The organism is Pseudomonadota bacterium, from assembly GCA_023229365.1.
Lineage (GTDB): Bacteria > Myxococcota_A > Polyangia > JAAYKL01 > JAAYKL01 > JALNZK01.
This window is the reverse complement of record JALNZK010000042.1, coordinates 16,755-42,104: the sequence shown is the minus strand read 5'-3', so window position 1 is coordinate 42,104 and position 25,350 is coordinate 16,755. Positions and strand designations below refer to the sequence as shown.

Genomic DNA, 25,350 nt, shown 5'->3' with positions numbered 1-25,350 from the left:
GCCGGCGAGACTCGCGACGGCGGAGTCCTCCTCGAGGCGGGACGCGCCGAGCAGGTGGCCCGTGAGCGCGACCACGATGCCGGGGGTGCAGAAGCCGCACTGGATCCCGCCGCTGTCGACGAGCGCGGCCTGCACCGGCGAGAGCCCGTCGAGGCGCAGCCCCTCGATGGTCACGACGTGCCGGCCCTCGGCGTCGCCCAAAGGGACGAGACACGCGCACACGGGCCGGTACAGGACGAAGCCGTCCCTGGGCTCGCCGAGCAGCACCGCGCACGCGCCGCAATCGCCCTCGCGGCACCCTTCCTTGGTCCCGACGAGCCCGAGCCGCTTCCGCAGCACGTCGAGCAGGATCGTGTCCTCCTCGGCCTCGAGCGCCACTTCCGAATCGTTGAGGAAAAAGCGGATCATCTGTCGAGTTCATTACCTCCGCGAGCCATCCGGGGCAAGCGCCGAAGCGCCCGGAACGGCGCGCGGGCGAGAGCGGCGAATTGACCGGCAGACGAGCCGCGTGGTAGTCCGCGCAGTGATGCGCTTTTCAGAGATCCGGGATCAAGAGCACGCGACCTCGACCCTCAGGCGCTCCGTGACCTCCGGGAAGGTGCCCCACGCCTACCTGTTCACGGGGCCCGAGGGGGTCGGCAAGCGACGCGCCGCGACGACGCTCGCCATGGCGCTCTGCTGCGAGCGGCCCGGGGCGGAACCCTGCGGCGCGTGCGAGCACTGCCGGCGGATCGGCGAGGCGGTCCACCCCGACGTGCGGCTCCTCGGGGTCCCGGACGACAAGAAGCGGATCCCCATCGACGCGGTGCGCGAGGCCAGCAGGTGGCTCGGCGTGCGCCCGCACGAGGCGCGCTCGAAGATTCTCATCATAGACCCCGCGGAGGCGATGACCGATGCCGCGGCGAACGCGATCCTCAAGACCCTGGAGGAGCCGCGGGCGGGCAGCTTCATCGTGCTGATCACGTCGGCCGCGTCGGCGCTGCTGCGCACGGTCCGGTCGCGCTGCCAGGTCGTGCGCTTCAGGCCCCTCGAGGAGGCGACCGTCGCGGCGATCCTCGCCGAGGGCGGCGCCGATCCCGAGGCGGCGCGCGTCGCGGCGGCGCTCTCGGGGGGGAGCCTCGCGCGCGCCACGCAGCACGTCGGCGAGGAGCTCGACGCCCTCCTGGAGATCGTCGTCGAGCTGCTCTCGGCCTCGGCGGAGAAGACGCCGGAGCGCGCGCTCCGCGCGTCGGAGGCGCTCCGCGGCGATCGCGAGAAGACCGTCGCGGCGCTGGAGCTGGCGCTCGCGGTGCTCGAGGAGGTGCTCCTCGCGCGCAGCGGGAGGGCGCTCCCCGTGGGCGGGGGCGCCTTGTTGTCCAGGTACTCGGAGAGGCTCGCGCCGCTGCTCGAGGCGTCCTCGAGTCGCGCACCGGCGGACGACATCGCCGCGGTGCACCGGGCGCTCACGGCGATGGCGCAGAACAACATGAACCCTCAGCTCGCGCTCGAGGGCGTGGTCATGGCCGCGAGAGGGCGGCGCGGCCTCGGCGCGGGCTGGTACAGGATCGGTGGAAGATGAGCGACGAGCAGAACCCAGGCGGCGGGCAGCCGACCGGCGGCGAGGGCGGCGGTGGCGGTGGACGGCGGCGCCATTCCAGGTCCAGGCGGCGCAGATCGCACGGTGGCGGTGCCGACGGACAGCAGCAGGGGCAACGGCCGCAACCCGACCAGCCCGGGCAGCGTCCGGACACCGGGCAGCAGTCCCCGCAGCAGCCGCAAGAGCAACGGCAGCAGCAGCCGCCGCAACAGCAGCGGCAGCGCGACCGCGGTCCGGAGCGCGACCCGCAGCGCAAGAGCTCTGATCGGGGTGATAGGAATCGGCGGCCGCGGGCCCAGGGGCGGCCGGGCGCGCCGCATCGGGACGGGCAGGCCCCGCAATCCGGCGAGCCGCGCTCCGTCCGCCAGCCCGGGCAACCGCAGCCCGACCCTGACGCGTACGCGCCGCCCGCCGACGGCGAGGTGGTGTACGCCGAGCCTTTGGACGGCGGCTCCTGGGGCAAGGACGAGGGCGACGTCGGCGACGGGCGCGCGGACTACTCGACCATGAAGCCCGAGGAGATACAGTATCTCAAGCCGCACGAGACGGACGACAGCCTGCTGCTCGACGATCTCCCGGAGGCGCCCGCGGACGCGGCCGGGGCGCTCATGGACGTCGTCGGGATCAAGCTCTACGACGCCGGCGTCGTCGCCGAATACGACAGCCAGGATATTCTCCTGGCGCTGGGCGAGCAGGTGATCGTCGAGACCGGCCGCGGGCTCGCGCTCGGCCGGGTCATGCAGCCGACCACGCGGCGGAGACAGAGGAACGACAAGCTCCCGCGGGTCATCCGCAAGGCGACCCACAACGACATGCGGCAGCGCGAACGGAACTTCGCAAAGGAGAGCGCGGCGCTCGCGATGTGCCAGGAGGCGATCTCGAAGCTCAACCTCGACATGAAGCTCATCCGCGTCGACTACCTGCACGGCGGGAACAAGGCGGTGTTCTTCTTCGCCGCCGAGGGCCGGGTGGACTTCCGGGATCTCGTCCGCGATCTCGCACGGCGGCTCCACATCCGGGTCGAGATGCGGCAGATCGGGGTCCGCGACGCGGCGCGGATGCTCGGCGGCATCGGCACGTGCGGACAGCGGCTGTGCTGCAACCGCTACATCCGCGAGTTCCAGACCGTGTCGATCCGCATGGCGAAGGACCAGGATCTCGTGCTGAACCCGGAGAAGGTCTCCGGGCTCTGCGGCCGGCTCATGTGCTGCCTGGCGCACGAGGATCAGGTCTACCGCGAGGCGGCGCGGAGCATGCCGCGCGTGGGGCGGCGCGTGATGACGCCGAACGGCGAGGGACGCGTCAAGGATCGGGACGTGCTCAAGCGCGTGGTCCGCGTGCAGCTCGCGGACGAACCGGGGCTCGTCGAGTTCCCGGTGGAGAAGATATCGCCGGTCGGCGTCCCGGAGAAGGCCGCCGCGCCGGAAGCCGAAGCTCCGGACGAGGCCTCCGAACTCCCGGAGGATCCCACCCCATGATCCTCGCGATCTTCGGCCTGCCCATGCAGCTGCCGCGGATCGAGGCCGCGTTGCGGGACGCCGGGAGCGCGTCGATCGAGGCGCGCTGGGTCGCCGCGATGGCGCTCGCGCGGGCGGACGGGCCGGATCGGGAGCGGGCGGTCACGGCGCTCGCGTCGCTCGCGGGAGACCCCAACGAGGACGTCCGCGCGCAGGCGATCGAGGGGCTGGCGAGCCACGCGCGATCGGGCGGTGCCGCGGCGTCCGCCGGCGCCGAGGGGTGGACCGCGGATCCCTCTGATCTCGTGCGGTGCGCGGCGCTCAGCAACGCCGAAGCGTTCTCGCTCGATGCCGACGCGCTCGCCGCGCGGATGCTCGCCGACGAGTCACCGGCCGTGCGGGCCACCGCGGCGCGCGTCCTCGGCCTCCGGGGGAACGGCGCCGCCGCCGACGCCATCGCGGGGCTGCTCGGCGATCCGACGCGGGACGTGCGGCAGGAGGCGGCGCTCGCGCTCTCGCGGTTGGGCGATGCGCGCGGGACCGCGGTCACGGTGGAGATGCTCGGAGGAGGCGGCGAGGGCGCCGAGGAGGCGGCGGAGGCGCTGGGCCGGTCGGGGAGGGCGATCGCTTCGGACGCGCTGCTGGAGGTCGTCGCGAGGCGCTTCGCACCGGCGGAGCTGAAGGCGGTGGCCGCCGCCGCGCTCGCCCGCTCCGGCGAGGAGGCGGGGCGCAGGGCGCTCGTTCGGATGCTCGGCTCTTGGCGACGGCAGATGCGGTTCGCCGCGGTCCACGCGATCGCGATGCTCCCCTCCAGGGGGCTCGCGGCGTGCGTGGCGTCGCGGTTCGGGGCCGCCGACGCGCTCGAGGCGTCGATCCTCGTGCAGACCCTCGCGGCGATCGGCGAGGAGCTGCCGGACGAGTCGCTCGCGGCGATGCGCGGCGCCATGGGGAACAGGGCGCTGGCGCCCGAGATCGCGGAGGAGCTCGAGGAGGCGGTCCGCTCCCTCGGCGCGGAGGCGGGATGAACCTCTTCGACTCCCACGCCCACCTCGACCTGGCCGACGGCGAGGCCGAGGCGCGGGCCCAGATCGATCGCGCCACCGCCGCCGGGTTGACCGGGATCGTCGCCATCGCAGGCGCGACGCGTGTCGGCGACTACGCCCCGACCCTCGCCCTGGCCTCGGGGGATCCGCGGATCTTCGCGGCGGTCGGCGTGCATCCGCACGCGGCGTCGGAGGCGTCGGATCGGGTCCTCGACGGCGTGCGCCGCGGGCTCGATCACGGCCGCGTCGTCGCGCTCGGCGAGATCGGGCTCGACTACCACTACAACCGTTCCGCGCCTCAGGAGCAGCGCCGGGCGTTCGTCCGCCAGATCCGGATCGCCCGCGACGCGCGGATGCCCATCGTGATCCACACGCGGGAGGCGGACGGGGACACGCTCGCGATCCTGCGGGACGAGGGCGCGGAGGAGATCGGCGGCGTCGTGCACTGCTTCTCGTCGGGCGAGGAGCTCGCCCGAGGCACCCTCACCCTGGGCCTCTATTTGTCTTTCTCCGGGATCGTTACCTTCCCCAACGCGGACCCGGTGCGCGCCGTGGCGGTCTCGACGCCGGTCGATCGGATCATGGCCGAGACCGACGCGCCGTTCCTCTCGCCCGTCCCGTTCCGCGGCAGGGCCAACGAGCCGGCGCGCGTGCTGCACGTCGTGGAGAAGCTCGCACAGCTGCGCGGCGTCGAGGCCGAGGAGATGGCCGAGACGACCGCCGCGAACGCGCGGCGCTGCTTCCGGCTGGACGATCTCGAGCGCTAGCCCCGGAGCTGATCCTCGGCCCAGTCGAGCACCTGGGAGCGCGACGTGATCTCCGGATCCGGGTAGGTGAGCGTCGGGATCGCGTCGATGATCCCGGTCGCGACCGCGGTCTCTAGGAGTTGCTGGATGCGCGCCGCGAGGATCGAGCACGGATCCTTCTGCGTGTGCGGCAGGATGAGGGCGAGGCGCGTTTTGAAGATGAACATCAGATCCGTCTTGCGCATCCGTTCGCACAGCGTGTCCACGACCGAGTCGTATCCCGAGCGGTCGAGCGACGAGTTCAGCTGGAGGATCATCAGGCTGAACGGCTCGTTGTAGCGATCCGCCCGCGAGATCTGCTCGCTGACGCGGCCGCGGAGGTGGCGCCCCTCGAGCATGAGGACGCCGGTCTCCCGCTGCGCGAGGGCGAGGTGACAGATCGTCACGAGGTCCTCGATGGTGAGCTCGTGGTCGTTCATGATGTGGTTGCCGTGCCGGATCAGCTCGCGGACGAACGCCACCGCCATCTCGCGGTGCGAGGTCACGGCCGTGTAGCTCATCATCGGGTGGACGTCGGAGTCCTTCTTGCCGGTGACCCGCGTGACGACCGTGCTGCCCTGGGTTTCGTTCGCCATTCACTCCCCGCTCGGTGTTGGGGACGGTAACATTTTTTTTCACTTTTCCATACTCCCCGCGGGTCGAACATCATGAAAGGCGGGAAACGAGCATGGGTCCCACGGCCGTCGCGTTCACCATCTCCGACTTGACGGCCCCGTTCGGCGCTGCGAATGCTTATCGCACGGAACGGGGAGCGATGACGGCACAGACCCTGGAGCTCGATCGGATCTACCGCCAGTACGGCGCCATGGTGCGCAGGCGCTGCCTCTGCATCCTCAAGCGGGAGGACGACGCGGAGGACGCGGCACAGGAGGTCTTCGTCCGCGTGCTGCGGTCGATGGGCGCGTTCCGGGGCCAGTCCTCGCCGGCCACCTGGCTCTACCGCATCGCGACCAACATCTGCCTCAACAGGATCCGCGACGCGAGGAACAGGGAGCGGCTCGACCTGACCGCGCTCGAGGAGCCGGCGCCGACGCAGCCCGTGGAGGCGTGGCAGCGCGATCTGGTGATCCGGCTGCTCGCGGACTTCGACGACGCGACGCGCGAGGCCGTCCTGTACGCCGAGGTCGAGGAGATGACCCACCAGGAGATCGCGGAGATCTTGGGCTGCTCCGTGTCCCTGGTGCGCAAGCGGATCGCGAAGTTCAAGGAGAAGGCGCGGCAACGGGCGGCGCGCCTCCTGAGGGCCGTGCCATGAACACGACGACCGGGCACACGCACCTGAGCCAGCTCGCGGTGGAGCGCTACCTCCAAGGAGAGATCGCGGGAGAGGCGCGCGCGCGCGTCGAGGCCGAGATCTCCTCGTGCCCCGCGTGCCGCAGCCGGCTCGAGGCGACCGCGGCGGACGACCGTGCGTTCGCCCTGCGCCCGCTGCCCGGGGCGATCCGCGCGCTCGCCGAGGGGCAGGAGCGGAAGGCCTCGCGGGGCTGGGTGCAGCGGTGGATGATCGCGGTGCCGGCCGCCGCCGCGGCCGCGGTGATCGCCGCCGTGGTGTGGACGAACGGCCCGACCGAAGGGCGCGCGCCGTCCGGGCAGGGGCTCGTGCCGGGGATCGGCGACCGCGGCGATCTGGGCACGGTGCGTCCCAAGGGGGCGTCTGCCGCGCCGGACGAGGTCGCGCTGAGCCTCGGGTTCTACGTGTCGCGCGGCGGCGCGAGGAGCGTCGGCCGGCCGGGCGAACGGCTCGTCGCGGGGGACCGCATCCAGTTCTGGTACGACGGGCCGGACGCGCCCGCGTTCGCCCTCGTCGGGATCGACGGCGGCGGCGCGGTGACGGCCTACCTCCCGTTCGCGGCCCAGGGCGATCGCGCCCTCCGCGGGGGGAGGGGCCGGGACCTCGGCGCGGCGATCGAGCTCGACGACGCGAAGGGGATTGAGCGCTTCTTTCTGTGCACCGGCCCGGCGGCCGAGGACCTCGGCGCGGTGCAGGAGGCGGCCCGTTCGCTCGTCGAGGCGCGGGCGGATCTCGCGTCCGTCGATCGCCTTCCCTTTGAGTGCGCTCAGGCGAGCGTGTGGATCCGGAAGGAGTAGGGCTCCTTTGAGGAGGAGATGCGAGCGCGTTCTGGCGGCGGCCATCGCCGTCGCCTTCCTCCTGGCGGCCGGGGCCGCTGCGGCTGACGAGGTGACGCGCTTCGCCGTCATCGCGGGCAACAACATCGGCCTCGCCAGCGCCGAGCCGCTCAAGTACGCGGAGCGCGACGCGCGGCGCATGGCAGCCCTCCTGTCCGAGATAGGCGGCGTGAAGTCGGGCGACCTCGCCCTGCTCGAGGGCGCCGGCCCCGACGATCTCAGACGCGCCCTGGACGACGTCGCGGCCCGCGCGCAGGGCGCGAACGGGGACACGGTCTTCGTCTTCTACTACTCCGGCCACGCGGACTCGGGCTGGCTCCGCATGGGCGGGCGCGGCATCTCCGTCTCCGAGCTCCGCAAGCGGCTCGAGCTGATGCCCGCCAAGGTGCGGATCGCGATCGTCGACGCGTGCCAGTCGGGCGAGATCACGCGATCCAAGGGCGGGAAGGTCGTCTCGCCGTTCATCGACGAGCGGCCCGTAGACGTCGAGGGGCTCGTGATCCTGACCTCCGCCTCGGCCGCGGAGCCGGCGCAGGAGTCGGACGTCCTGCGCTCGTCGTTCTTCAGCCACCACCTCATGTCCGGGTTGCGAGGCCCGGCGGACGCGACCGGCGACGGCACCGTCTCCGCCGTGGAGGCCTACGAGTACGCCTACAGGTTCACGGTCCAGGAGACCGAGGGCACCTCGGGCGGCGCGCAGCATCCCACGTTTCTCTACGCGCTGGAGGGGCAGGGAGAGGTGACGCTCACCGCGGTCCGCGCGGGCAGGGCCCGGGTCGAGCTGGCGCCCGGGCTCGGCGGCACCGTCATGTTCGTCGGCGAGGGCGGCCAGATCGACGCCGAGGTCGTCAAGCCTCGCGGAGCCCAGATGACGGTCGCCCTCGTGCCCGGGAGCTACGAGGTGCGGTGGCGCGACGCGCGCAGCCTGTGGTCGGCGAGCATCGCGCTCGCGAACGGCGACGTCCGCATCCTCGATCAGAGCTCGTTCACCGAGCGCCCCATCGCCGCGGCGGCCTCGAAGGGCGGCGCGCCCGAACCCGGAAAGGAGCCCGAAGGGGCGATGTACGACGACGGTTCCACGAGACCGCTCGGCGAGACGCCGCTCGGCGGCGGCGCCGTGTGGGGCGAAGATGCGTCGGGCGTGCGCCCGGGATCGACCGCGATCTCCGAGGAGATCGTGCCGGGTCCGGCCGGCGGCGACGTGTCCCGCCCGCTCGCGAAGCGGGAGGGCGCGAGGCTCCATCCGGCCGCGGCGCTCGGCGCATCGCTCGTCCTGCCCGGGATCGCGCACGGCGTCGAGAAGCGGTACGCGCAGGCCGGCCTGTTGACGGGCGTCTTCGCGGCGGCGCTCGCGGGCGCCCTGCTGACGGGGCGACAGGTCGAGGAGGGCGCTCCGGAGGATCGGTACGGCGCGGCGTTCGCCGGATCCGCGGCGTTCGCGTTCACGGCGCTCTACACCTACGCCTACGCCGCCATCGACTCGTTCTACTACGACACGCGCGGCGGGCCGGGCACGCCCGACCTCTCCTCGACCCGTCTCGACGTCCAGCTCAGCGCGGCGCCGCTCCTGGCCAGGACGCCTGAGGGCCTGCGGCACGGCATGTCCTACGGCCTCGGCGCCGGCTTCGCGGTCCACGAGAACGTCGTGCTCGGGCTGCGCAACATCGCGGTCTACCCGAACGCGGACGCCACCACCTTGAGCCTCGGCCCGGAGGTCAAGGCCCGCGGGATGATCGCCTGGCGGCTCGGCTGGTCGGCGGCGGTGGGCCTCGTCGCCGAGATCCACGTCGAGCGCGCCGCGGAGGGCACGCCGGCGCACGCCTTCTCGGCGATGCCGTACGTCGCGGCCGGGCTCCACTACTTCCCGGCGCGCGCCTGGTCGCTCGACTTCGGCGCGCGAGGAGGGTGGACGGTCGGCTCTCGGCGCGTGCTCGGGGAGGCGGTCCAGGCGCCCCACGCGTTCGCGATCGAGTACATGGGAGGCCTCACGTGGCACCACTGAGCCGGAGCATCGTCATTGCCGCGTGCGCGTGCGCCGCGGGCTGCGCGATCCAGGTCCTGGAGACCGACGACTACGACGAGACCTTCGCGCCGGGGAGCGCCGGGGAGGTGGTCCTCGAGGGGCTCGACGGCGACGTCGTCGTGCGCGGCCTGGAAGTCGAGGACGTCGACATCCGCGGCACGCGCTCCTCGGTCGGCGCCACGCGGCGCGAGGCGCGCGAGGGGCTGAAGCACGCCGGACTGGACGCCGAGTACGGCGCGGGCGATCTCACGCTGACCTTCGACCCGCCGCTCGATCTCGCGGGGCTCGTCGATCTCGAGCTGGACCGCGTCTCGGACCTGCCGCGGGAGATGGGGCTCGCGGTCTCCGTCGAGTCCGGGGACATCGAGGTCTTCGGGTTGGCGGGACCGCTCGATCTCGAGACGGCGCAAGGCGCCATCGAGGTCGACGACTACGGCGCGGCGAAGGCGCGCATCGAGACGGGGCGCGGCGACATCCGCTATTCGGTCGGGCTCGTCGGCTTCTTCATCGAGTGCCTCGCGAACGGCGGCGAGGTCGAGATCGACGACGCGCTCCTCGCGGCCGGGGCGGTCGAGCACACCGAGGCGGACGGCACGGTCGTGGTCACCTACGGCGACGACCCCGGCAAGCGGGTGGAGCTCACGACCGCCGGCGGCGGGATCCGGGTGTCGCTCGGCGGCGGCTTCCGATGATCGCGTGAGGCCCCCCGCCGAGAAATTCAGATCGGTTGCTATTCCGTCACGTCCTACTACAATGTTATGAATTGGGGACCGGCAGACACTGATCCCTGCGGGGATCGCGGGATTCGTCCCTGAACGCGATGGTGGTTCATGAAAGCGTGTCCGAAGTGCGGTAAACGGTTCCTGGGGAACGAAGAGTTCTGCCCCAACGACGGCCAGACGCTCGCCGAGCTCGACGAAAAGAAACTGGAAGATCCCCTCGTCGGAACTACGATCGACGGCAGGTACAACGTCGAGAAGAAGCTGGGCGAGGGCGGCATGGGCGTGGTGTACCTCGCCAAGCACGCCGTCATCGGCAACAAGTGCGCGCTGAAGATCCTGCGCGGCGAGCTCACCGGTGAAGGCGAGGTCTCCGAGCGCTTCATCCAGGAAGCGCGCGCGGCGGCCGCCATCGGCAACGACCACATCATCCAGATCACGGACTTCGGGCAGCTGCCGGACGGCGCGGCCTACTTCGTGATGGAGTTCCTCGACGGGAAGGCGCTGCACGACGTCATCGGGGATTGCCCCAAGATGGAACCGAAGCGGGCGCTGAACATCATGGTGCAGTGCTGCGAGGGGCTCGCCGCCGCCCACGCTTCGGACATCGTCCACCGGGACCTCAAGCCGGACAACATCTTCCTGGTCCGCAAGGGCGGAGTGGACGACTTCGTCAAGGTCCTCGACTTCGGCATCGCCAAGGTACAGGCCGGCGAGGGCGGCAAGCGCCTGACCAAGACCGGCATGATCTTCGGGACGCCGCAGTACATGTCGCCGGAGCAGGCCGCGGGCTCCGGCGTCGACGCCCGCACCGACATCTATTCGCTCGGCATCATCATGTACGAGATGCTGTGCGGCCACGTCCCGTTCGAGGCCGACACGTTCATGGGGGTGCTCACGAAGCACCTCTACGAGGAGCCGATCCCGCCGCGCCGGCTGGTCCCGCCTATCGACATGCCGCACAACCTCGAGGCGGTGCTGCTCAAGGCGATCGCGAAGAAGCCCGACAAGCGCTACCAGAGCATGGACGAGTTCGCCGAGGATCTGCGCGCCGTCGCCGAGGGGAAGACCCCGGAGATCGTGTACGACCAGATGCGCGACACCTCGACGACCACGGTGCCGCCGCCGTCTCCCAACCAGGTCGTGGGCGCGAAGACGACGGCGTGGGGCCGCGACGATCGCCCCCAGTCGAAACCGAAGTGGCCGATCTTCGCCGGGCTCGGCGCCGTCGTCGTGCTCGGCATCGTGGCGGCCGTCCTGTTCTTCGGCTTCGGCGGCAAGGGCACCGAGGCCGCGGCGAGCTCCGGGAAGACGCCTTTGCAGGCCCCGGTGGCCCCGGTGACGCCGCCCGAAAAGCCGGAGCCGGCCGAGGTCGCGCCGCCTGTCGTCGCGCCTCCCGTCGAGACGCCGGCCGTCGTGTCGATCATCAAGGTCACGAGCGTCCCGACCGGCGCCGAGCTCTTCCTCGGCAACGCGCTCATGGGCAAGCTGCCTTTCGACCTCGTCAAGCCCAAGGCCGGCGACGCCCCGGTCACGTACACGCTGAAGCTCGACGGGTACACGCCGCGGGAGGTCGTCATCTCCTCGGGGACGCCGGAGGCGTTCGAGGTCGAGCTCGAGCGGATCAAGAAGAGCGGCGGCTCGAAGAAGTCGGGCGAGTCGGGAACGTCGGGCGGAAAGAGCGCCGGCGAGTCGTCGGGCGACGAGCCGACCAAGGTCAAGGTCAAGAAGGGCGGCGGCGACAAGCACTCCGATCTGGCCGATCCTTGGGGCTAGGCTCCGCGGCCGCACGCGCGACATGAGCGCAACCCGATCAGTGCGATTGGGGATCCCGGCATGACTTCTCACGAAGCGAGGGAAGGGGCGAGCGCGCTGCGCAAGGCGCTCGGGCCGGCCTTCACGGCGCTGCGGACCCTCTTTCCCAAGGATCGGCCCGTGGTGGTGGCCGTGTCCGGCGGCTCCGATTCCATGGGGCTGCTACACGCGGCCGCGGCGTGGGCGCGCGACGACGCGGGCGGCGGCTGCACCGTGGCGGCCGGCTTCGTCGATCACGGGCTGCGCGATGTCGACTCGGAGTGGGCGATCGTCGAGGAGGCCGCGCGGGCGCTCGAGCTGCGTGCGGTGCGGTTGTTGATCGCCCGCGAGGAGGCGGCCGCCGCGCGCGAGGCGGGCTCGCTCCAGTCCTGGGCGAGGGAGGCGCGGTACCGGGCGCTCTTCACCCTGGCGACCGAAGTGGGCGCGAACGTCGTCGCCACCGGCCACACGCGCGACGACCAGGCCGAGACGTTTCTCATGCGGCTCCTGCGCGGCTCCGGGCTGGACGGCCTCGGCGGGATCCCGCCGATCCGGGAGCAGCGCGGCGGGATGATCGTCGCTCGCCCGCTGCTCGACCTCGGCCGCGAGGAGATCCGCGCGGCGCTCCTGGCGATCGGCGCCCGTTGGGCCGAGGATCCGAGCAACGCGGATCCCCGCTTCCTGCGGACCAGGATCCGGCGCGAGCTCCTGCCGCTCATGGAGCAGCTCCAGCCCCGCGCGGCCGTGCGGATCGCGGCGACCGCGGGCGAGCTGCGCGGCGCCTCCGCGTACCTGGAACGCGCCGTGGAGGGGCAGGGGGCGCTCGTGCCGCTGCGCCTCGCGGGAGGGGTCCGCGCCGACGCCGCGGCGTTCGCCTCTGTCCCGCGCGCCCTGTGGGGACGGTTCATCCGGCACGCGCTCCGCACCGTGCGCGGCGATCTCCAGGGCATCGACAGGGGGCACTACGAACTGATCCTCCAGCTCCTCGCGGACGGGAAGAGCACGTCGAGGATCCCCCTGCCGGGGGGCGCCGTCGCGTACCTGTACCGGGGATCGCTCTTCACCTTCCCGCGCGCCCTGCCGCAGCGCCCGACCGGCGCCGGACAACCCGTCGCGGCCGGACCCCGGCTCTGGCGCGCCCGCTTCGCAGCGCTCGGGGCGGTTTGCGAGATCGAGGTGGCGGAGGACGCGCCGCGGTCGTTGCGAGTGGCGGATCTCGAGCTGCGCGCGCGCTGCAAGGGGGACCGGGTCTTCGGCTCCTCGAAGAAGCTGAAGCAGCTTCTCCTCGAGGGAGGGGTCCCGCGACCGTACCGCGACTTCGTCCCCGTGCTCGCGCTCGGCGACGAGGTCCTCTCGTGTCCCGGCCACCTCCAGAGCCGCGTCGGGGGGATCGTCGTCCGCTGGTTGCTCGACGACGGCGCGCCCTTCCTCGATCTCGATTTCCCTTTGCGGGACCATGGTTATTGAAATTGAACAACCGAATTCACCGTGATACGACTTCGCGTCGCTTCGGGAGACTGACAAGACCGTGAACCAACGCGTTAAAACGATCCTCCTTTGGGGAATCCTGATTTTCCTCTTCCTGCTCGTCGTGATGGTCCTGCAGAGCGACGGGAAGGGCCGCGAGGTCGACTTCTCCGAGTTCCAGACCGATCTGGACAGCGGCAAGATCAAAGAGGTCACCATCAGCGGCCGGCGCTACCTCTACGTCCGCAACAACGCCGCGGGCCTTCCCGAGAAGGTCCAGACCATCGGCGTCGATCCGGACCGCGAGTTCAACAAGGAGCTCTTGTCCCGCAGCGTGCGGGTCAAGTACCAGGAGGAGAGCGACGACGGCCTGCTCCACGGGTTCCTGATCTCGTGGCTGCCGATGATCATCCTGCTGCTCGTGTTCTTCTTCTTCATGCGCCAGATCCAGACCGGCGGCGGCAAGGCGATGAGCTTCGGCAAGAGCCGCGCGCGCCTCATGTCCGACCACAGCAAGAAGGTCACCTTCAAGGACGTCGCCGGGATCGACGAGGCGCAAGAGGAGCTGGGGGAGATCATCGATTTCCTCAGGGATCCCAAAAGGTTCCAGCGGCTCGGCGGTCGCATCCCGAAGGGGGTCCTCCTCATGGGGGGACCGGGGACCGGCAAGACGCTCCTCGCGCGGGCCATCGCGGGCGAGGCCGGCGTGCCGTTCTTCTCCATCAGCGGATCCGACTTCGTGGAGATGTTCGTCGGCGTGGGCGCCTCCCGCGTCCGCGATCTCTTCGAGCAGGGCAAGAAGAACGCGCCTTGCATCATCTTCATCGACGAGATCGACGCCGTCGGGCGGCAGCGCGGCGCGGGCCTCGGCGGCGGCCACGACGAGCGCGAGCAGACGCTGAACCAGCTGCTCGTCGAGATGGACGGCTTCGAGGCGAACGACGGCGTGATCATCGTCGCGGCCACGAACCGGCCGGACGTCCTCGACCCTGCGCTCCTCAGGCCCGGCCGGTTCGACAGGCGCATCGTGGTCCCGAACCCGGACGTCAAGGGGCGGGAGGGGATCCTCGCCGTGCACTCGCGGCGGACGCCGCTCTCCTCGGCCGTGGATCTGTCGGTGCTCGCCCGCGGGACGCCGGGGTTCTCGGGCGCGGATCTCGAGAACCTCGTCAACGAGGCGGCGCTCCTGGCCGCGCGCAAGGGCAAGGAAGTCCTCGAGATGGACGACTTCGAGGAGGCCAAGGACAAGGTGATGATGGGCGCGGAACGGCGCTCCATGATCATCAGCGACAAGGACAAGCGGATCTCCGCGTTCCACGAGTCGGGGCACACGCTCGTGGCGCGCCTCCTCCCGGACACCGATCCGGTCCACAAGGTGACGATCATCCCGCGGGGCAGGGCGCTCGGGCTGACGCAGCTCTTGCCGCTCGAGGACCGCCTGAACCTCACGAAGTCGTACGCGCTCTCCAGGATCGCGGTCTCCATGGGCGGGCGGATCGCGGAGGAGCTCGTCTTCAAGGAGCTGAGCACCGGCGCGGGGATGGACATCCAGTCGGCGACGTCGATGGCCCGGCGCATGGTTTGCGAGTGGGGCATGAACGAGAAGCTCGGCCCGCTCTATTACGGGAAGAAGGAAGAGGCGATCTTCCTCGGCCGGGAGATCGCACAACACCAGGAGTTTTCAGAGAAAACGGCCGAGCTCATCGACGACGAGGTGCACGCCCTGGTCATGTCCCAGTACAAGCGGGCGCGCGGGATCATCGAATCGAACCGTGCGGCGCTCGACGCGCTCGCGGAGGCGCTCCTCGAACGCGAGTCGCTCGACGGACCGGAAGTGGACGAGATCCTCTCGGCGCACGGCGCCCACGGCGAGGTTCCGCTGCGTTCGGAAGTTTAGGGACTTCTCGAGACCTAGACTCGGCCCCAGGCTTCGGCGTACAGGCCACCCCACTGGCCGTTGGCTCGTTCGCGCTCGACCTTGAGGTACTCTTCGGAGGGTTCCGGGTTCAGGCACGCACCGCAGTACCAGCGCTTGCGCCACTTCACCTCGGCGTGCAGACCGCAGCGCGTGCAGACCGGCGCCTTCCCTCTGTTCGCCTTCACCGTTCTCTGGGTCATCTGAGCTCGCTTCCTCCCTAGGTACCCGAGCCTACAATTCGACCGCCCGGAAGGGGGGATCGAAGCCAGGCTGCGACGTATGGCCGCAATGATACTTGGACACTGAACAAAGAGCAAGGCGAATCGTGCCCAGGCGGGATTGTCCCAGTTTTGTCGCAGAAGATATATTATGTCAACTTACAGGAAGCGAGATTTCTGTTCATATATGGTCAGTCAAATTGCTGTATTTACTCATAATCGGACTATCTGTCCCTTCGGGTAAATGCCGTTAGCCAGAACACGACAGCAGCCATCGCCGTGAACTCATTTCTCGCTCCCCGGAGCAAGTAATCGGATTTTGCGCGGATTTCAATCAGGTCCGGCACTCCCCAGAGCTCTCCCAGCTCGACGCCTATGCTCAGCCCCGCCAGAAACCCGGGATCCGAGCCCACTCTTTCCCGGACCTCCGGATCTTCGGGCTCGTGATAGACGATTTCGTTTTCGATGACCTCCCAGCCCGGTTGCCCGTACGATGTCTTCACGCGGTTCACGCCGAGCCCCAGCCCCACGTGCGCGCCCGCCACGAGCAGCCGCCAGGTGAAGTCGTAACCGGCGGTGAAGTCGAATCGCGTGTATTCGGTCTCCACGCGCATCGCGGCGGTCCCGCTTTCGCGCTCCGGCGAGAGCCACAGGAAACCTGCGCCCAGCGTGACCCTGTGCGGCTCGAGCGCGAACACGCCCCAGACGAGCTCGGCGCCCAACGCCGCGCCGTCAATGAACTTTCGGCCGTTCGTCGGGGAGCTCAGGAAGCAGCCGCCGGCGCGAAACCCGACGCCCACGTCCACGAGCCAACGGGGTGTCGGAGCCCCGTCGTTCTCGACCGGCTCCGATGCTAACCCATTGCAAGAAAAGAGAAATAGCGCCGAGAACAGCGCCGCGGCAAAGAGCCGGACCGATCGCGGGCGATCAGCAGCCCGTGATTTCAGAGTAATGCATCGCATATAGTTCTTCGAGCGCGGAGCAGGTTGCCTCGCGCGCCGCTTCTTCCGGCAGCTCCTCGAGAAACAGGTTGAAGAGATCGTACAGCTCGAAGTCGTACGGCAACGCCTGTCCGAGCCTGTCCAGGGCGCGCAGGAGCGCTCCCGTGAACGCGGAACGGGTCTCCGGGGACGGGACGGCGCCCTCCTCCCCCTCCCCCTCCCGTCGCAGCGCGGCGGCGTAGAGGGCGGACGAGACGAACCTGCCGATGTCGTACGGACAGAACTCGTCCGGCGGCCGGTTGCGCGCCGCGGAATCGAACGCCGCCGTGTAGGGCACCGGGATCGAGGCGTCGCGGACGATGTCCTGGTAGCCGCCGCCGTTGCACGAGAAGACGAAGACGCCCGCGTCGATCGAATGGCGCATGTAGTCCGCGTCCCCGAGGCGCGCGACCGCGAAGGCGTCGGCGATCCCCTCGTTCAGCCCGTAGATGAAGTTGGCAGCCGCGGAGGTGATGCCGCCCCCGTCGATCACCGCCCGGTTCGGCTCGGTGACGAGCGCGTCGTAGACGGCGTGCGAGAACTCGTGGGTCATGACGCCGCCGTTCATGGACAGCGGCAGCCACCCGAACTGCTCGTGCGGGAAGACGTAGAACGACCGGGTGGCGCTCGTCGCGTACAGGTAGAAGGCGTTGTCCACCATGATCTCCTCCGCGCCGTCGGTCTCGACGATGGTGAACCTCGGCCAGTAGTAGGTCGACATGTGCACGAGCCGGCCGGTGTCGAGCCCCTCGTCCTCGAAGAACAGGAGCGACCGCTCGATCTGATAGTAGATCGACACCATCGCCAGGGAGTCGAAGTCCTCCGGGACGAGCGCGCCGCCCGACTCGACGGCGGCGAACGCCACGCGGTAGCCGGGGTCCTTCCACTCGAGGGTGCCCGTCCTGTAGTCGAGCACGAGCTCCGCGTCGCCTATCAGCGAGGTCGCCCGCCCGTCCAGGCGGTGGACGTCGTCGAGCGTCTCGACCTCGACGACGCGGAAGTCGTAGGCGTCCTCCTCGGGGACGTAGTCGACGAGCTCCACCGAGACGATCCCGGGATCGCAGGACGCGAGCCCGGCCGCCGCGATCACCCAGAGCGCGACGCGGCGCGTCAAGGCGCGAGGAGCGACGGCACGCCGTCGGCCAGGTAGGTCTCGACGAAGGAGTCGAGCTGCGAGATCGCGTCCGGGTGCTCGAACATCACGAAGTGGGCGTCGTAGTCGTCGTCCGGCGCGTACTGGACCACGACCGCCGTGATGTCGTCGCCGAACCAGTGCTTGGTCCCGGAGTGCGGCAACGACTCGATGACGTCGATGCTGGGCAGCGGGTCGTCCGGATCGAGCGGCCACTGATCGACCCAGAGGCTCTTGGCGAGCGCGAGCTGCGTGGTCTCGGGCGTGAACGTGTCGCCCACCCCGTACGACATGAAGACGTGGCGGTGGGGGTACGGCGTCCACAGGTAGTCGCTCCAGTCGGAGCGGAAGACCGCCGGGGCGTGGTTCATCGGATCGACGTTGTCGAGCCCCGCCTGGATGAGGTTCAGGAGCGGGTGCTCCCGCTCCACCGCGGGATCGGCGAGCGCGACCTTGATCGCCGCCGACACGTCCAACGGGTTCTTCTTCTCGAGGAACGAGTCCAGGAGGTACCCGCCCGCGCCGCTCAGCACGACCATCGTGACCGCGGGCTCGTGCGCCGCGAAGAGGAACGGGCCCTGCGAGCCCTGCGAGTGGCCGAAGAAGAGGACGTTGTCCGCGTCGAACGACACCGACGTCCCCGAGATCGACGAGAAACCCTCGATGAGCCGCACGACCTGGAAGTGGTCGGCGGCGGCCTGCACGTTGTTGTCGCGCGCCGCGCGCGGGTTCAGGAAGTTGTAGAACAGCCGCTCGGGTGAGTTGACCTCGAGATCCTCCTGCCCCGACGGGAGGCCGCGGCGGTCCCCGTGCTGCACCTGCTCGATCCCGATCACCGCGACGCCGAGCGCCGCCATGCGATCCGCGACGCCGTTGTCCACGAACGACGTCTCGCTGCCGCCCGTGCCGTGCGCGAAGATCATGACCGGCCACCCGTCGACCGGCGCGGTCCCGACCGGCACGGTCAGCGCGAACTTCACCGCCTCCTCCTCGACCAGGATCGGCAGGCCGCCCGTGTCGTACTCGATCGCGCCGCCGTCCTCGACGGCCCTGAACGGGCGCGTCCCGGCTTGGTAGAACGGGATCGTGAGCGTCCCTGTGTGGAGGTCGTACAGGTCGCCCGACGTGTCGGTCTCGAGATCGGCGATCGCCGGCGCCTCCTCGGCGCGCACCGCGGCGCGCACGTTCGGGATGACGTCGTAGATGGTGCGCTGGGTCGTGAAGACCGCCGCGACCGCGACGTCGGACCCCGAGAAGGGCTTCGTCACGGCATCGTCGGCGAGGTAGCCGCGCAGCGGCGCGTACTTGTTCCAGGCGTCGACGAGCCCCGGGTCGATGGGCTCGGTGTTCCCGAGCATGTCGGGGAAGTCCGCGTCCCGCGCGAGCGCGTTCCCCTCGTCGTCCTCGATCGTGTCGAGCAGGATCGCGGCGTACGTCGTGTTCGGCTTGAGCGGCCGCCCGAGCGAGGGGCACAGCGCGAGCCAGTTCCAGCAGATGTACCGCCCGCGCTGGGTCCCGCCGCTGTAGCCGGCCGAGGCGAGCTGGCCGTACTTGTCGGAGGTCGGAGTGACGTCGATGATCATCATGTTCTCTTGGTTCACGAGCGTCTCGCCGTCGAGCCAGCGCGAGAAGCGGAAGTAGACGCAGCTCGCGGTCCCGAAGCCGTCGATGTCCTCCTGAATCATGTCGAAGTAGTCGTCGACCGGGTTGCCGAGCTCCTCGACGAGCACGCCGGGGTTCGGGTGCCCCGTGAGATCGACGTGCCCGTCGTTCAGGCGGATGTCGTTCGGGAACGGCAGCGCGTAGAAGTCGCCGTCGTCCATCTTCGCGTCGAAGAACGCCTTGAACTCGCCGCCGTACTCCGCGGGATCCTGGCAGTCGGCGCCCGGCCAGTACGGGATCTGGAACCCGGTGCACGCGCCGTCGAGGCACTGGAGGCCGAACACGCAGTCCTCGTTCCCGTCGCAATCGGCGCCCGACTCCCCGGTCCCCTCGTCGCCCGGCTGCTGGCAGGTGCCGTCCGCCGCGCAGACGAGCCCGAACGCGCAGTAGGCCGACGAGACGCACGGCCCGTCCTCGGGCGTCGTGCCGTCCGAGCCCTCGGGCTGGCACGTCCCGTCCGCCGCGCACACGAGCCCCTCGGCGCACGCGAGGCCGGTCGAGCAGTCCTCTCCCTGCCCGAGCAGGTCGTCGTCCCCGCCGTCCGTCCCCGTGTAGTCGATCGGCTTGGCCAGCTCGTGACACCCCGCCGCGCAGGCGAGCCCGAAAACCACCGCGATCCCCGCGAAGCGCATGCCGCCTCCTCGTCGCCGCCCCGGGGCGGCATTGGTTGGACTTCAGGACAGAAGGATAGCAGATTTTTCAGGGCGCGCAGGCGATTCGAGCCGGCGGAGCACGGGATAGTTGCGCTCGAACCGATGATCGCGGATATTCACGCCTCGTGGACATGGAAAAGATCAGGAACTTCTGCATCATCGCGCACATCGATCACGGGAAGTCCACGCTCGCGGACCGGATCCTGGAGATCACCGACGCGGTCGATCGCCGGGACTTGAAGGCCCAGCACCTCGACAAGATGGATCTCGAGCGGGAGCGCGGGATCACGATCAAGGCGCAGACCGCGCGCCTCAAGTACGTCGCCCGGGACGGCGAGGCCTACCGGCTCAACCTGATCGACACGCCCGGGCACGTCGACTTCCACTACGAAGTGGAGCGCTCGCTCCAGGCGTGCGAGGGCGCGGTGCTCCTCGTCGACGCGACGCAGGGCGTGCAGGCGCAGACGCTCGCCAACGCCTACCTGGCGATCAACGGGAACCTCGAGATCATCCCGGTCGTGAACAAGATCGACGTCAACGGCGCCGACGTCGAGGGCACGCTCCGCCAGATCGAGGAGGTCCTCGGCCTCGCCGTCGAGGAGGCGCTCGCGGTGTCCGCGAAGACCGGCGAGGGCGTGGCCGAGTTGCTCGAGGCGATCGTCGCGCGGGTGCCGCCGCCCAGGGTCGCCGCGGGCGACGACGCGCTGCGCGCGCTGATCATCGACTCCTGGTACGACACCTACCGCGGCGCGGTCGTGCTCGTCCGCGTGTTCTCCGGCGCGCTCGCGCCTGGCATGAAGGTCGAGTTCATGGAGGCCGGCCGGACCTACGACGTCACCGAGGTCGGCACGTTCACGCCCGCCTCCCTGAAGCTCGCGCGGCTCGACGCGGGCGACGTCGGCTACGTGATCTGCACCATCAAGTCGGTGCACGAGACCAAGATCGGGGACACCATCACCGACGCGAAGAACCGGGCCGCCGCGCCGCTCCCCGGCTTCCGCGAGGTCAAGCCGATGGTGTTCTGCGGCGTGTTCCCGACCGATCCGGCCGACTACGAGGATCTGCGCGACTCGCTCGAGAAGCTCGTGATGAACGACTCGTCGTTCGTCTTCGAGCCCGAGACCTCGCAGGCCCTGGGCTTCGGCTTCCGCTGCGGTTTCCTCGGGCTCCTGCACATGGAGATCATCCAGGAGCGCCTCGAGCGCGAGTACGATCAGGATCTCGTGACCACCGCGCCCACGGTCGTCTACGGCGTCACGATGGTCGACGGCTCGAAGCGGCGGATCGACAACCCGGCCAAGATGCCCGACGCGAACAGCATCCAGTCGATCGAGGAGCCGTTCATCAAGACGTCGATCCACGTGCCCTCGGAGCACCTGGGCCCGGTGATCAAGCTGTGCGAGGAGCGCCGCGGCGTCCAGCAGAGCCTCGACTACGCCGGGCCGGGCCGCGCGATCCTGATCTACGACCTGCCCATGGCCGAGGTGCTGTTCGACTTCTTCGACAAGCTCAAGTCCGTGTCGCGCGGCTACGCGTCCATGGACTACGAGGTGATCGGCCACCGCACCGGCGACCTCGTGCGGATCGACGTCCTCGTCAACGGCGAGCCGGTCGACGCCCTGTCCGCGATCGTCCACCGCGACAACTCGTTCATCATCGGCCGCGAGCTGACGCGCAAGATGAAGGAGCTGATCCCGCGGCAGCAGTACGAGGTCGCGATCCAGGCCGCGATCGGCACCCGCGTCATCTCGCGGACGAACGTCCAGGCCATGCGCAAGAACGTGACCGCCAAGTGCTACGGCGGCGACATCACCCGCAAGCGCAAGCTCCTCGAGAAGCAGAAGGCGGGCAAGAAGCGGATGAAGGCCGTGGGCCACGTCGTGATCCCGCAGGAGGCCTTCTTGTCTCTGCTGAAGATCGACAGGCAGGCGCCGCCCTAGCTGCGTCGGGCGGATCGATCTAGACGCCGCAATCGAGGGTGTCCCAGGAGCAGGTGGCGTCGCAGTCGCACGTGCCGTCTTCGGACCAGTCGCAGAGGTTATCCTCGGTGCAGCAGGCGCTCGTGCCGGTGTAGCCTTCGCAGTAGGTGAGGTCCGTGTCGGTGTCGGTGTCCGAATCCACGTCCGTGTCGACATCCGTGTCGATGTCGGTCCCGTCATTGCAGTCGTAGGTGTCCCAGGAGCAGTCGCCGCCGCACTCGCAGTCGCCGTTGTTGTCGAGGATGGCGCAGGGGTTGGACTCCTTGCAGCACAGGTCGTCGCCGCCGTACCCGTCGCAGAACGGCTCCGCGCCGCTCCAGTGGTCGACGAAGTCGCTCTGGAAGTCCTGCAGGAACTCGGCGATGAGCAGGCCGTCGTCGTCGCCGTACTCGATGTCGTCCCGGTCGCACTTCTTCATGCAGTCATCGCCGACTTCTTCGAGCGCGCAGGTGTCCGAATCATAACTATGGCCAGGGATGTCGCCCGGAATATCCGACATGCGCCATTCGTCCTTGTCGGGGAAACAGGCATCCCCGATCTGGTTGAACCCCTTGTCGGCGATGCACTCCACGCAGTCGCCCATGTCGCCGCGGTCGAGCTTCTTGTACTCGTTCACGACCTCGGTGCAGTCCTGGCCGCAGCTCTTCTTGGTCCCGGCCACGCCCTCGTAGCTCAGGTCGTAGAAGTCCGAATCGTCCATGGCGTCCACGAGCTTGTCGCAGAAGTCCTTGCAGACGCCGTTGATGGGTTCGCTCTCGCCCTTGCAGGACTGGGACGACATCGCGATCACGAGCCCGCCCAAGAGCACGCCGCACACCATTATCTTGCGCATTTTCCTCACTCCTCGTCGGTTACGATTTATGGAAACCCTGCCCATAGACTACCAATCCTCCGTCCCCTATTCAAGCGAACAGGAAAATCGGCTCGGGTCGGGAATCAGAAGAGCGGCTTCTTGGGGAACCGGAGCGCCACGCCGAGCGTCGCCTTGTAGGAGACGATGTAGCTCGCGTTGCTCGTGGCGAGCTCCTGGAGGTAGTCGACGCCGACCGGGTTGATGAAGATCTCGAACAGCTCGTGCGGGAAGATGGACATCGTGAAGAACAGATCTCCGTACACGTAGTTGTGGTTGCTGATCCCGGCGCCCGGCGAGAACTCGGCGCCGAGGTAGAACAGGTTCTCCTTCACCGGGAAGAGGAGGCGGAACTGGAGCCCGAGGTCGAGCTTGAGGAAGTCGCCGAACCGCATCCAGCGGTCGTCGTCGCCGTCGCCGTCCGTGTCCATGCCGTAGTCGACGATCTTCAGCGTCGTGCTCGTCACGGCGACCCCGAGCTCGAGCCAGAACGGCCGGGTGAGCACGCGCAGCCCGAAGGAGCCGCCGCCCTGCAGCGTGACGACCGGGCGCCTCCAGTCGGGGGAGCCTATCGCGGTGCCGTAGCCGATGCCGATCCCGAGGCCGAGCCGCAGCGTCCCGGGCACGCCGCGCTCCCCCGATCCTTCGGCCCCGTCGCCCTGACCGCCCCCCGTCGGCGCGCCGGAGGCGGGCGGCGCGAGCGGCACGAGCCGGATGGGGATGTAGTCCACCGCGCCGGGCGTGCTCGTGCCCTGGAACTCCACGGGGGCCATCCCCTCGCAGTCGACCCGGATCGCGTGCGGGCCGGGCGCGACGATCCCCTCCCACGGCAGCGTCCCCATCATGGCGCCGTCGATGTACAGGTACGCGGGGAACGCGACCCCCTGCTCGATCCCGACGCCGAGGAAGCTCTCCTCGGCGCTCAGCGGCTGGCACTTCCCGTACTGGCAGTACTCGTTCGGGGAGCCGCAGTCGGCGTGCAGGGTGCAGCTCTTCTTGGGCGCCCGCGCCGCGTCGGCCGCGGTCCCCACGAGGGCGGCGAGGGCGAGCGTGAGCGCCGCGAAACAGAGGTTCCAAAATCGCATGTGGTCGACCTACCCTTCGGCCCCCCGGCGAGCGCACCCGCGCGTGCGCGTCGGCGAAATGTACGCCCCGTGAGTTCCACCGTCAACGGAAGGAGGGCCAGGAAATCGCCCGGACGCCCGGGACGACTCGCTCAGCGGCCGTTCCACCGCCGCTTGGGGCCGACGTCGATGTGCACGAAATCGTCGCGGTCGTAGATCCCGACCCCGCCTTCCCACCACTGCCAGAGCCAGTCCCCGACGCGGCGCGCCCTCGCGCTCGGCAGGCTGAAGTCGATCGCCTCGCCCGAGGTGTGCCGGCTCTCGGACGCGACCCGGCGCCCCTTCTTGGCGAGGGAGTCGTTCATCTTGGCCGAGCGGTACGCGGAGACGACGTCGACCCGCGGCGCGCGGAACTCCTCGGCCGCCGCCAGGACCGCCTCGAGCAGCCGCGGATCGAGGTCGCGCCGAGTTGCGAACCCGCGGCACCGGAAGAAGAGCGCCAGGAGCCGGGGCGAGGGCGCGCGACCCTTCAGGATCGGCAGCGTCTCCTTGGAGTGCACGTTGAAGAGCGTCGTCGCCACCTCCGCCCTTCCCGGCCGCCGCGCCGGCGCGTCGAGCGCGGGGTACTCCTTCTCCGACTTCACGTCCGGCACGGGGCGGCACTCGGCCGGCTCGCCCGCCTCGGCCTCGGCCACGGGATCTTCCTCGCTGACCTGCGCGCGCGCGGACGCGGACACGACCGCCGCCGCCGCGAGCGCCAGGATCGCCCCTTTGAGGTGTTGCCGGTGCCGGGACATGCCCCTATTATGGACGACATGTCGCGCCTCGGAAAAGGAATCGGCCTCGCGCTCGCGGTGGTGATCCTCGCGGCGCCCGGGTGCGGCGGGGATCCGGGGCCCGTCGACGCGACCGTCTTCCGGCCGATCCCGCTCGCGGCCTGCCAGCGCGATCCGGGCGACGGGCTCCTGCCGGATCAGCGCTCGCTGTCCGCCATGATAGGAGCGCTGCACGCGCGGGGCTACACCATCTACCAGGTGAGCCCCGCCGAGCTGACGATCTTCACGGACTACAAGGAGATCCGAGGCGTCTCGACCGCGTGGCAGATCCGGTTCGCGAGCGACGGCTCCGGCGAGCTCACGGTCCCGGAGACGATGCCGCCGCAGGACGCGCGCTCGTTCGCGAGCCTTCGGGAGTGGGGCCGGGGGCTCGCCGCGACCTTCGACAGGATCAAGTGCCTGCCGCGCGACCAGCTCCGCGCCCGGTGCGAGAAGGCGGGGTTCTCGTTCTGATGCGCGCGACGATCGCCGCACTCGCCCTCCTCCTCGCCGCGGCCTGCGGCAAGGAGGCGCCGCGCCCCGCCCCCGAGATCGATCCGGTGCTCGGCGAGACGGCGATCCCGGGCCCAGCCGACAAGACCGCGGAGGAGCTCGTCGAGCGGGCGTACGCGCTGAAGCAGGACGGCCGCAACGGCGCAGCGCTCGCCGCGCTCGAGAAGGCGTGCGCCGCGATCGAGAAGTCCGCGGGAGCGCGGAGCGCCGACTTCGGGTCGTGCCTCGACGACGAGGCCTCGGTCCACGTCCGCATGGGCCACGCGGACAAGGCGCGCGCGCTCTACGAGAGGGCGCTCGGGATCCTGAAGGCGGCCTCCGGCGCGGATCCGCGGCTCGTCCACGGCGTCATGACGCGGCTCGAGGAGATGGATCTCATGGCCGCCAAGGGGATCGCGTGCGCCGAGCCCGCCGAGCCGCCCGCGAAAGACGCCCTCCCCTACTTCCCGGACGTCGGGGCGATGCAGGAGGCGCTCGGCGCGCTGAACCCGTACGTCGCGGTGTGCTCGGACGGCGTCCCCGAGGCGGTGACCGTGCGCGTCATCGTGACCGGA

Annotated in this window: 23 protein-coding genes; 14 read left to right on the top strand and 9 right to left on the bottom strand. The window is 69.8% G+C overall.

All coding sequences use genetic code 11. The annotated features are described in order from the left end of the window. A partial coding sequence (locus M0R80_16795) for a 2Fe-2S iron-sulfur cluster-binding protein (GenBank protein ID MCK9461288.1) occupies nucleotides 1–408 on the bottom strand: 408 nt, incomplete at its 3' end. Between the two features lie 118 nt (nucleotides 409–526). Between M0R80_16795 and holB the strand changes: the two genes are divergently transcribed. The 4 genes from holB to M0R80_16775 are packed head-to-tail and all read left to right on the top strand — an operon-like array spanning nucleotide 527 to nucleotide 4,843. Beyond that, entirely contained in the window at nucleotides 527–1,558 is a 1,032-nt protein-coding gene (gene holB, locus M0R80_16790; protein ID MCK9461287.1) for a DNA polymerase III subunit delta', read from the top strand. Continuing rightward, nucleotides 1,555–3,054, top strand: a complete 1,500-nt coding sequence (locus M0R80_16785) for a hypothetical protein (protein ID MCK9461286.1) — start codon at nucleotides 1,555–1,557, stop codon at nucleotides 3,052–3,054. The genes holB and M0R80_16785 overlap by 4 nt, the downstream gene beginning before the upstream one ends. Beyond that, nucleotides 3,051–4,058 carry a HEAT repeat domain-containing protein gene (locus M0R80_16780; protein ID MCK9461285.1) on the top strand — a complete coding sequence of 336 codons (1,008 nt, stop codon included), beginning with the start codon at nucleotides 3,051–3,053 and terminating at the stop codon, nucleotides 4,056–4,058. The genes M0R80_16785 and M0R80_16780 overlap by 4 nt, the downstream gene beginning before the upstream one ends. Beyond that, nucleotides 4,055–4,843 (top strand): TatD family hydrolase, encoded by a 789-nt coding sequence (locus tag M0R80_16775; GenBank protein MCK9461284.1) that lies wholly within the window; start codon nucleotides 4,055–4,057, stop codon nucleotides 4,841–4,843. The genes M0R80_16780 and M0R80_16775 overlap by 4 nt, the downstream gene beginning before the upstream one ends. Here the strand turns inward: M0R80_16775 and M0R80_16770 are convergent. Further along, nucleotides 4,840–5,457, bottom strand: coding sequence for a hypothetical protein (locus M0R80_16770; GenBank protein ID MCK9461283.1), 618 nt, complete (start codon nucleotides 5,455–5,457; stop codon nucleotides 4,840–4,842). The two genes, M0R80_16775 and M0R80_16770, sit on opposite strands and share 4 nt — an antisense overlap. 179 nt (nucleotides 5,458–5,636) lie before the next feature. Between M0R80_16770 and M0R80_16765 the strand changes: the two genes are divergently transcribed. From M0R80_16765 to ftsH, 7 genes are all read left to right on the top strand, one after another. After that, on the top strand, nucleotides 5,637–6,137 hold the full coding sequence (locus M0R80_16765) for a sigma-70 family RNA polymerase sigma factor (GenBank protein ID MCK9461282.1): 501 nt from the start codon (nucleotides 5,637–5,639) through the stop codon (nucleotides 6,135–6,137). Then, a complete protein-coding gene (locus tag M0R80_16760; GenBank protein ID MCK9461281.1) occupies nucleotides 6,134–6,970 on the top strand; it encodes a hypothetical protein in 837 nt (278 codons plus the stop codon). Before M0R80_16765 ends, M0R80_16760 begins: the two co-directional genes overlap by 4 nt. A 7-nt stretch (nucleotides 6,971–6,977) precedes the next feature. Continuing rightward, the gene (locus M0R80_16755) at nucleotides 6,978–9,011 is read left to right on the top strand and encodes a caspase family protein (GenBank protein MCK9461280.1); all 2,034 of its coding nucleotides are present in this window, start codon (nucleotides 6,978–6,980) and stop codon (nucleotides 9,009–9,011) included. Further along, complete coding sequence (locus M0R80_16750; protein ID MCK9461279.1) at nucleotides 8,999–9,724, top strand: hypothetical protein; 726 nt, start codon at nucleotides 8,999–9,001, stop codon at nucleotides 9,722–9,724. Before M0R80_16755 ends, M0R80_16750 begins: the two co-directional genes overlap by 13 nt. 138 nt (nucleotides 9,725–9,862) lie before the next feature. Continuing rightward, nucleotides 9,863–11,527: a protein kinase gene (locus M0R80_16745; protein MCK9461278.1), complete on the top strand. Its 1,665-nt coding sequence runs from the start codon at nucleotides 9,863–9,865 to the stop codon at nucleotides 11,525–11,527. Between the two features lie 60 nt (nucleotides 11,528–11,587). Continuing rightward, a complete protein-coding gene (gene tilS, locus M0R80_16740) occupies nucleotides 11,588–13,012 on the top strand; it encodes a tRNA lysidine(34) synthetase TilS (protein MCK9461277.1) in 1,425 nt (474 codons plus the stop codon). A gap of 61 nt (nucleotides 13,013–13,073) precedes the next feature. Beyond that, nucleotides 13,074–14,909, top strand: a complete 1,836-nt coding sequence (ftsH, locus tag M0R80_16735; GenBank protein ID MCK9461276.1) for an ATP-dependent zinc metalloprotease FtsH — start codon at nucleotides 13,074–13,076, stop codon at nucleotides 14,907–14,909. 14 nt (nucleotides 14,910–14,923) lie between these two features. Here the strand turns inward: ftsH and M0R80_16730 are convergent, their stop codons facing one another. From M0R80_16730 to M0R80_16715, 4 genes are all read right to left on the bottom strand, one after another. Beyond that, the gene (locus M0R80_16730; protein ID MCK9461275.1) at nucleotides 14,924–15,130 is read right to left on the bottom strand and encodes a hypothetical protein; all 207 of its coding nucleotides are present in this window, start codon (nucleotides 15,128–15,130) and stop codon (nucleotides 14,924–14,926) included. Nucleotides 15,131–15,372: 242 nt separating this feature from the next. Then, nucleotides 15,373–15,954: a hypothetical protein gene (locus tag M0R80_16725; GenBank protein ID MCK9461274.1), complete on the bottom strand. Its 582-nt coding sequence runs from the start codon at nucleotides 15,952–15,954 to the stop codon at nucleotides 15,373–15,375. Between the two features lie 121 nt (nucleotides 15,955–16,075). After that, nucleotides 16,076–17,242 carry a hypothetical protein gene (locus M0R80_16720; protein MCK9461273.1) on the bottom strand — a complete coding sequence of 389 codons (1,167 nt, stop codon included), beginning with the start codon at nucleotides 17,240–17,242 and terminating at the stop codon, nucleotides 16,076–16,078. After that, entirely contained in the window at nucleotides 17,239–19,554 is a 2,316-nt protein-coding gene (locus M0R80_16715; protein ID MCK9461272.1) for a hypothetical protein, read from the bottom strand. The genes M0R80_16720 and M0R80_16715 overlap by 4 nt, the downstream gene beginning before the upstream one ends. Nucleotides 19,555–19,706: 152 nt before the next feature. Between M0R80_16715 and lepA the strand changes: the two genes are divergently transcribed. Next, nucleotides 19,707–21,515, top strand: coding sequence for a translation elongation factor 4 (gene lepA / locus M0R80_16710; GenBank protein ID MCK9461271.1), 1,809 nt, complete (start codon nucleotides 19,707–19,709; stop codon nucleotides 21,513–21,515). A 19-nt stretch (nucleotides 21,516–21,534) separates the two neighbouring features. Here the strand turns inward: lepA and M0R80_16705 are convergent, their stop codons facing one another. The 3 genes from M0R80_16705 to M0R80_16695 all read right to left on the bottom strand — a co-directional run bounded on the left by M0R80_16705 (nucleotide 21,535) and on the right by M0R80_16695 (nucleotide 24,265). Then, a complete protein-coding gene (locus M0R80_16705) occupies nucleotides 21,535–22,386 on the bottom strand; it encodes a hypothetical protein (GenBank protein ID MCK9461270.1) in 852 nt (283 codons plus the stop codon). A gap of 104 nt (nucleotides 22,387–22,490) precedes the next feature. Beyond that, entirely contained in the window at nucleotides 22,491–23,489 is a 999-nt protein-coding gene (locus M0R80_16700) for a hypothetical protein (GenBank protein MCK9461269.1), read from the bottom strand. Nucleotides 23,490–23,620: 131 nt separating this feature from the next. Continuing rightward, complete coding sequence (locus tag M0R80_16695) at nucleotides 23,621–24,265, bottom strand: DUF882 domain-containing protein (protein MCK9461268.1); 645 nt, start codon at nucleotides 24,263–24,265, stop codon at nucleotides 23,621–23,623. Between the two features lie 18 nt (nucleotides 24,266–24,283). Here M0R80_16695 and M0R80_16690 point away from each other — a divergent pair, with 18 nt between their 5' ends. Then, nucleotides 24,284–24,757 (top strand): hypothetical protein, encoded by a 474-nt coding sequence (locus M0R80_16690; protein MCK9461267.1) that lies wholly within the window; start codon nucleotides 24,284–24,286, stop codon nucleotides 24,755–24,757. After that, the coding region (locus M0R80_16685) for a tetratricopeptide repeat protein (protein ID MCK9461266.1) at nucleotides 24,757–25,350 on the top strand (594 nt) is incomplete at its 3' end. The genes M0R80_16690 and M0R80_16685, both read left to right, overlap by 1 nt.

Coding starts and splice junctions, on each gene's coding strand:
- holB (MCK9461287.1), top strand. CDS start 527: ATGCGCTTTTCAGAGATCCGGGATCAAGAGCACGCGACCTCGACCCTC.
- M0R80_16785 (MCK9461286.1), top strand. CDS start 1,555: ATGAGCGACGAGCAGAACCCAGGCGGCGGGCAGCCGACCGGCGGCGAG.
- M0R80_16780 (MCK9461285.1), top strand. CDS start 3,051: ATGATCCTCGCGATCTTCGGCCTGCCCATGCAGCTGCCGCGGATCGAG.
- M0R80_16775 (MCK9461284.1), top strand. CDS start 4,055: ATGAACCTCTTCGACTCCCACGCCCACCTCGACCTGGCCGACGGCGAG.
- M0R80_16770 (MCK9461283.1), bottom strand. CDS start 5,457: ATGGCGAACGAAACCCAGGGCAGCACGGTCGTCACGCGGGTCACCGGC.
- M0R80_16765 (MCK9461282.1), top strand. CDS start 5,637: ATGACGGCACAGACCCTGGAGCTCGATCGGATCTACCGCCAGTACGGC.
- M0R80_16760 (MCK9461281.1), top strand. CDS start 6,134: ATGAACACGACGACCGGGCACACGCACCTGAGCCAGCTCGCGGTGGAG.
- M0R80_16745 (MCK9461278.1), top strand. CDS start 9,863: ATGAAAGCGTGTCCGAAGTGCGGTAAACGGTTCCTGGGGAACGAAGAG.
- tilS (MCK9461277.1), top strand. CDS start 11,588: ATGACTTCTCACGAAGCGAGGGAAGGGGCGAGCGCGCTGCGCAAGGCG.
- M0R80_16730 (MCK9461275.1), bottom strand. CDS start 15,130: ATGACCCAGAGAACGGTGAAGGCGAACAGAGGGAAGGCGCCGGTCTGC.
- M0R80_16715 (MCK9461272.1), bottom strand. CDS start 19,554: ATGCGCTTCGCGGGGATCGCGGTGGTTTTCGGGCTCGCCTGCGCGGCG.
- lepA (MCK9461271.1), top strand. CDS start 19,707: ATGGAAAAGATCAGGAACTTCTGCATCATCGCGCACATCGATCACGGG.
- M0R80_16705 (MCK9461270.1), bottom strand. CDS start 22,386: ATGCGCAAGATAATGGTGTGCGGCGTGCTCTTGGGCGGGCTCGTGATC.
- M0R80_16700 (MCK9461269.1), bottom strand. CDS start 23,489: ATGCGATTTTGGAACCTCTGTTTCGCGGCGCTCACGCTCGCCCTCGCC.
- M0R80_16695 (MCK9461268.1), bottom strand. CDS start 24,265: ATGTCCCGGCACCGGCAACACCTCAAAGGGGCGATCCTGGCGCTCGCG.
- M0R80_16690 (MCK9461267.1), top strand. CDS start 24,284: ATGTCGCGCCTCGGAAAAGGAATCGGCCTCGCGCTCGCGGTGGTGATC.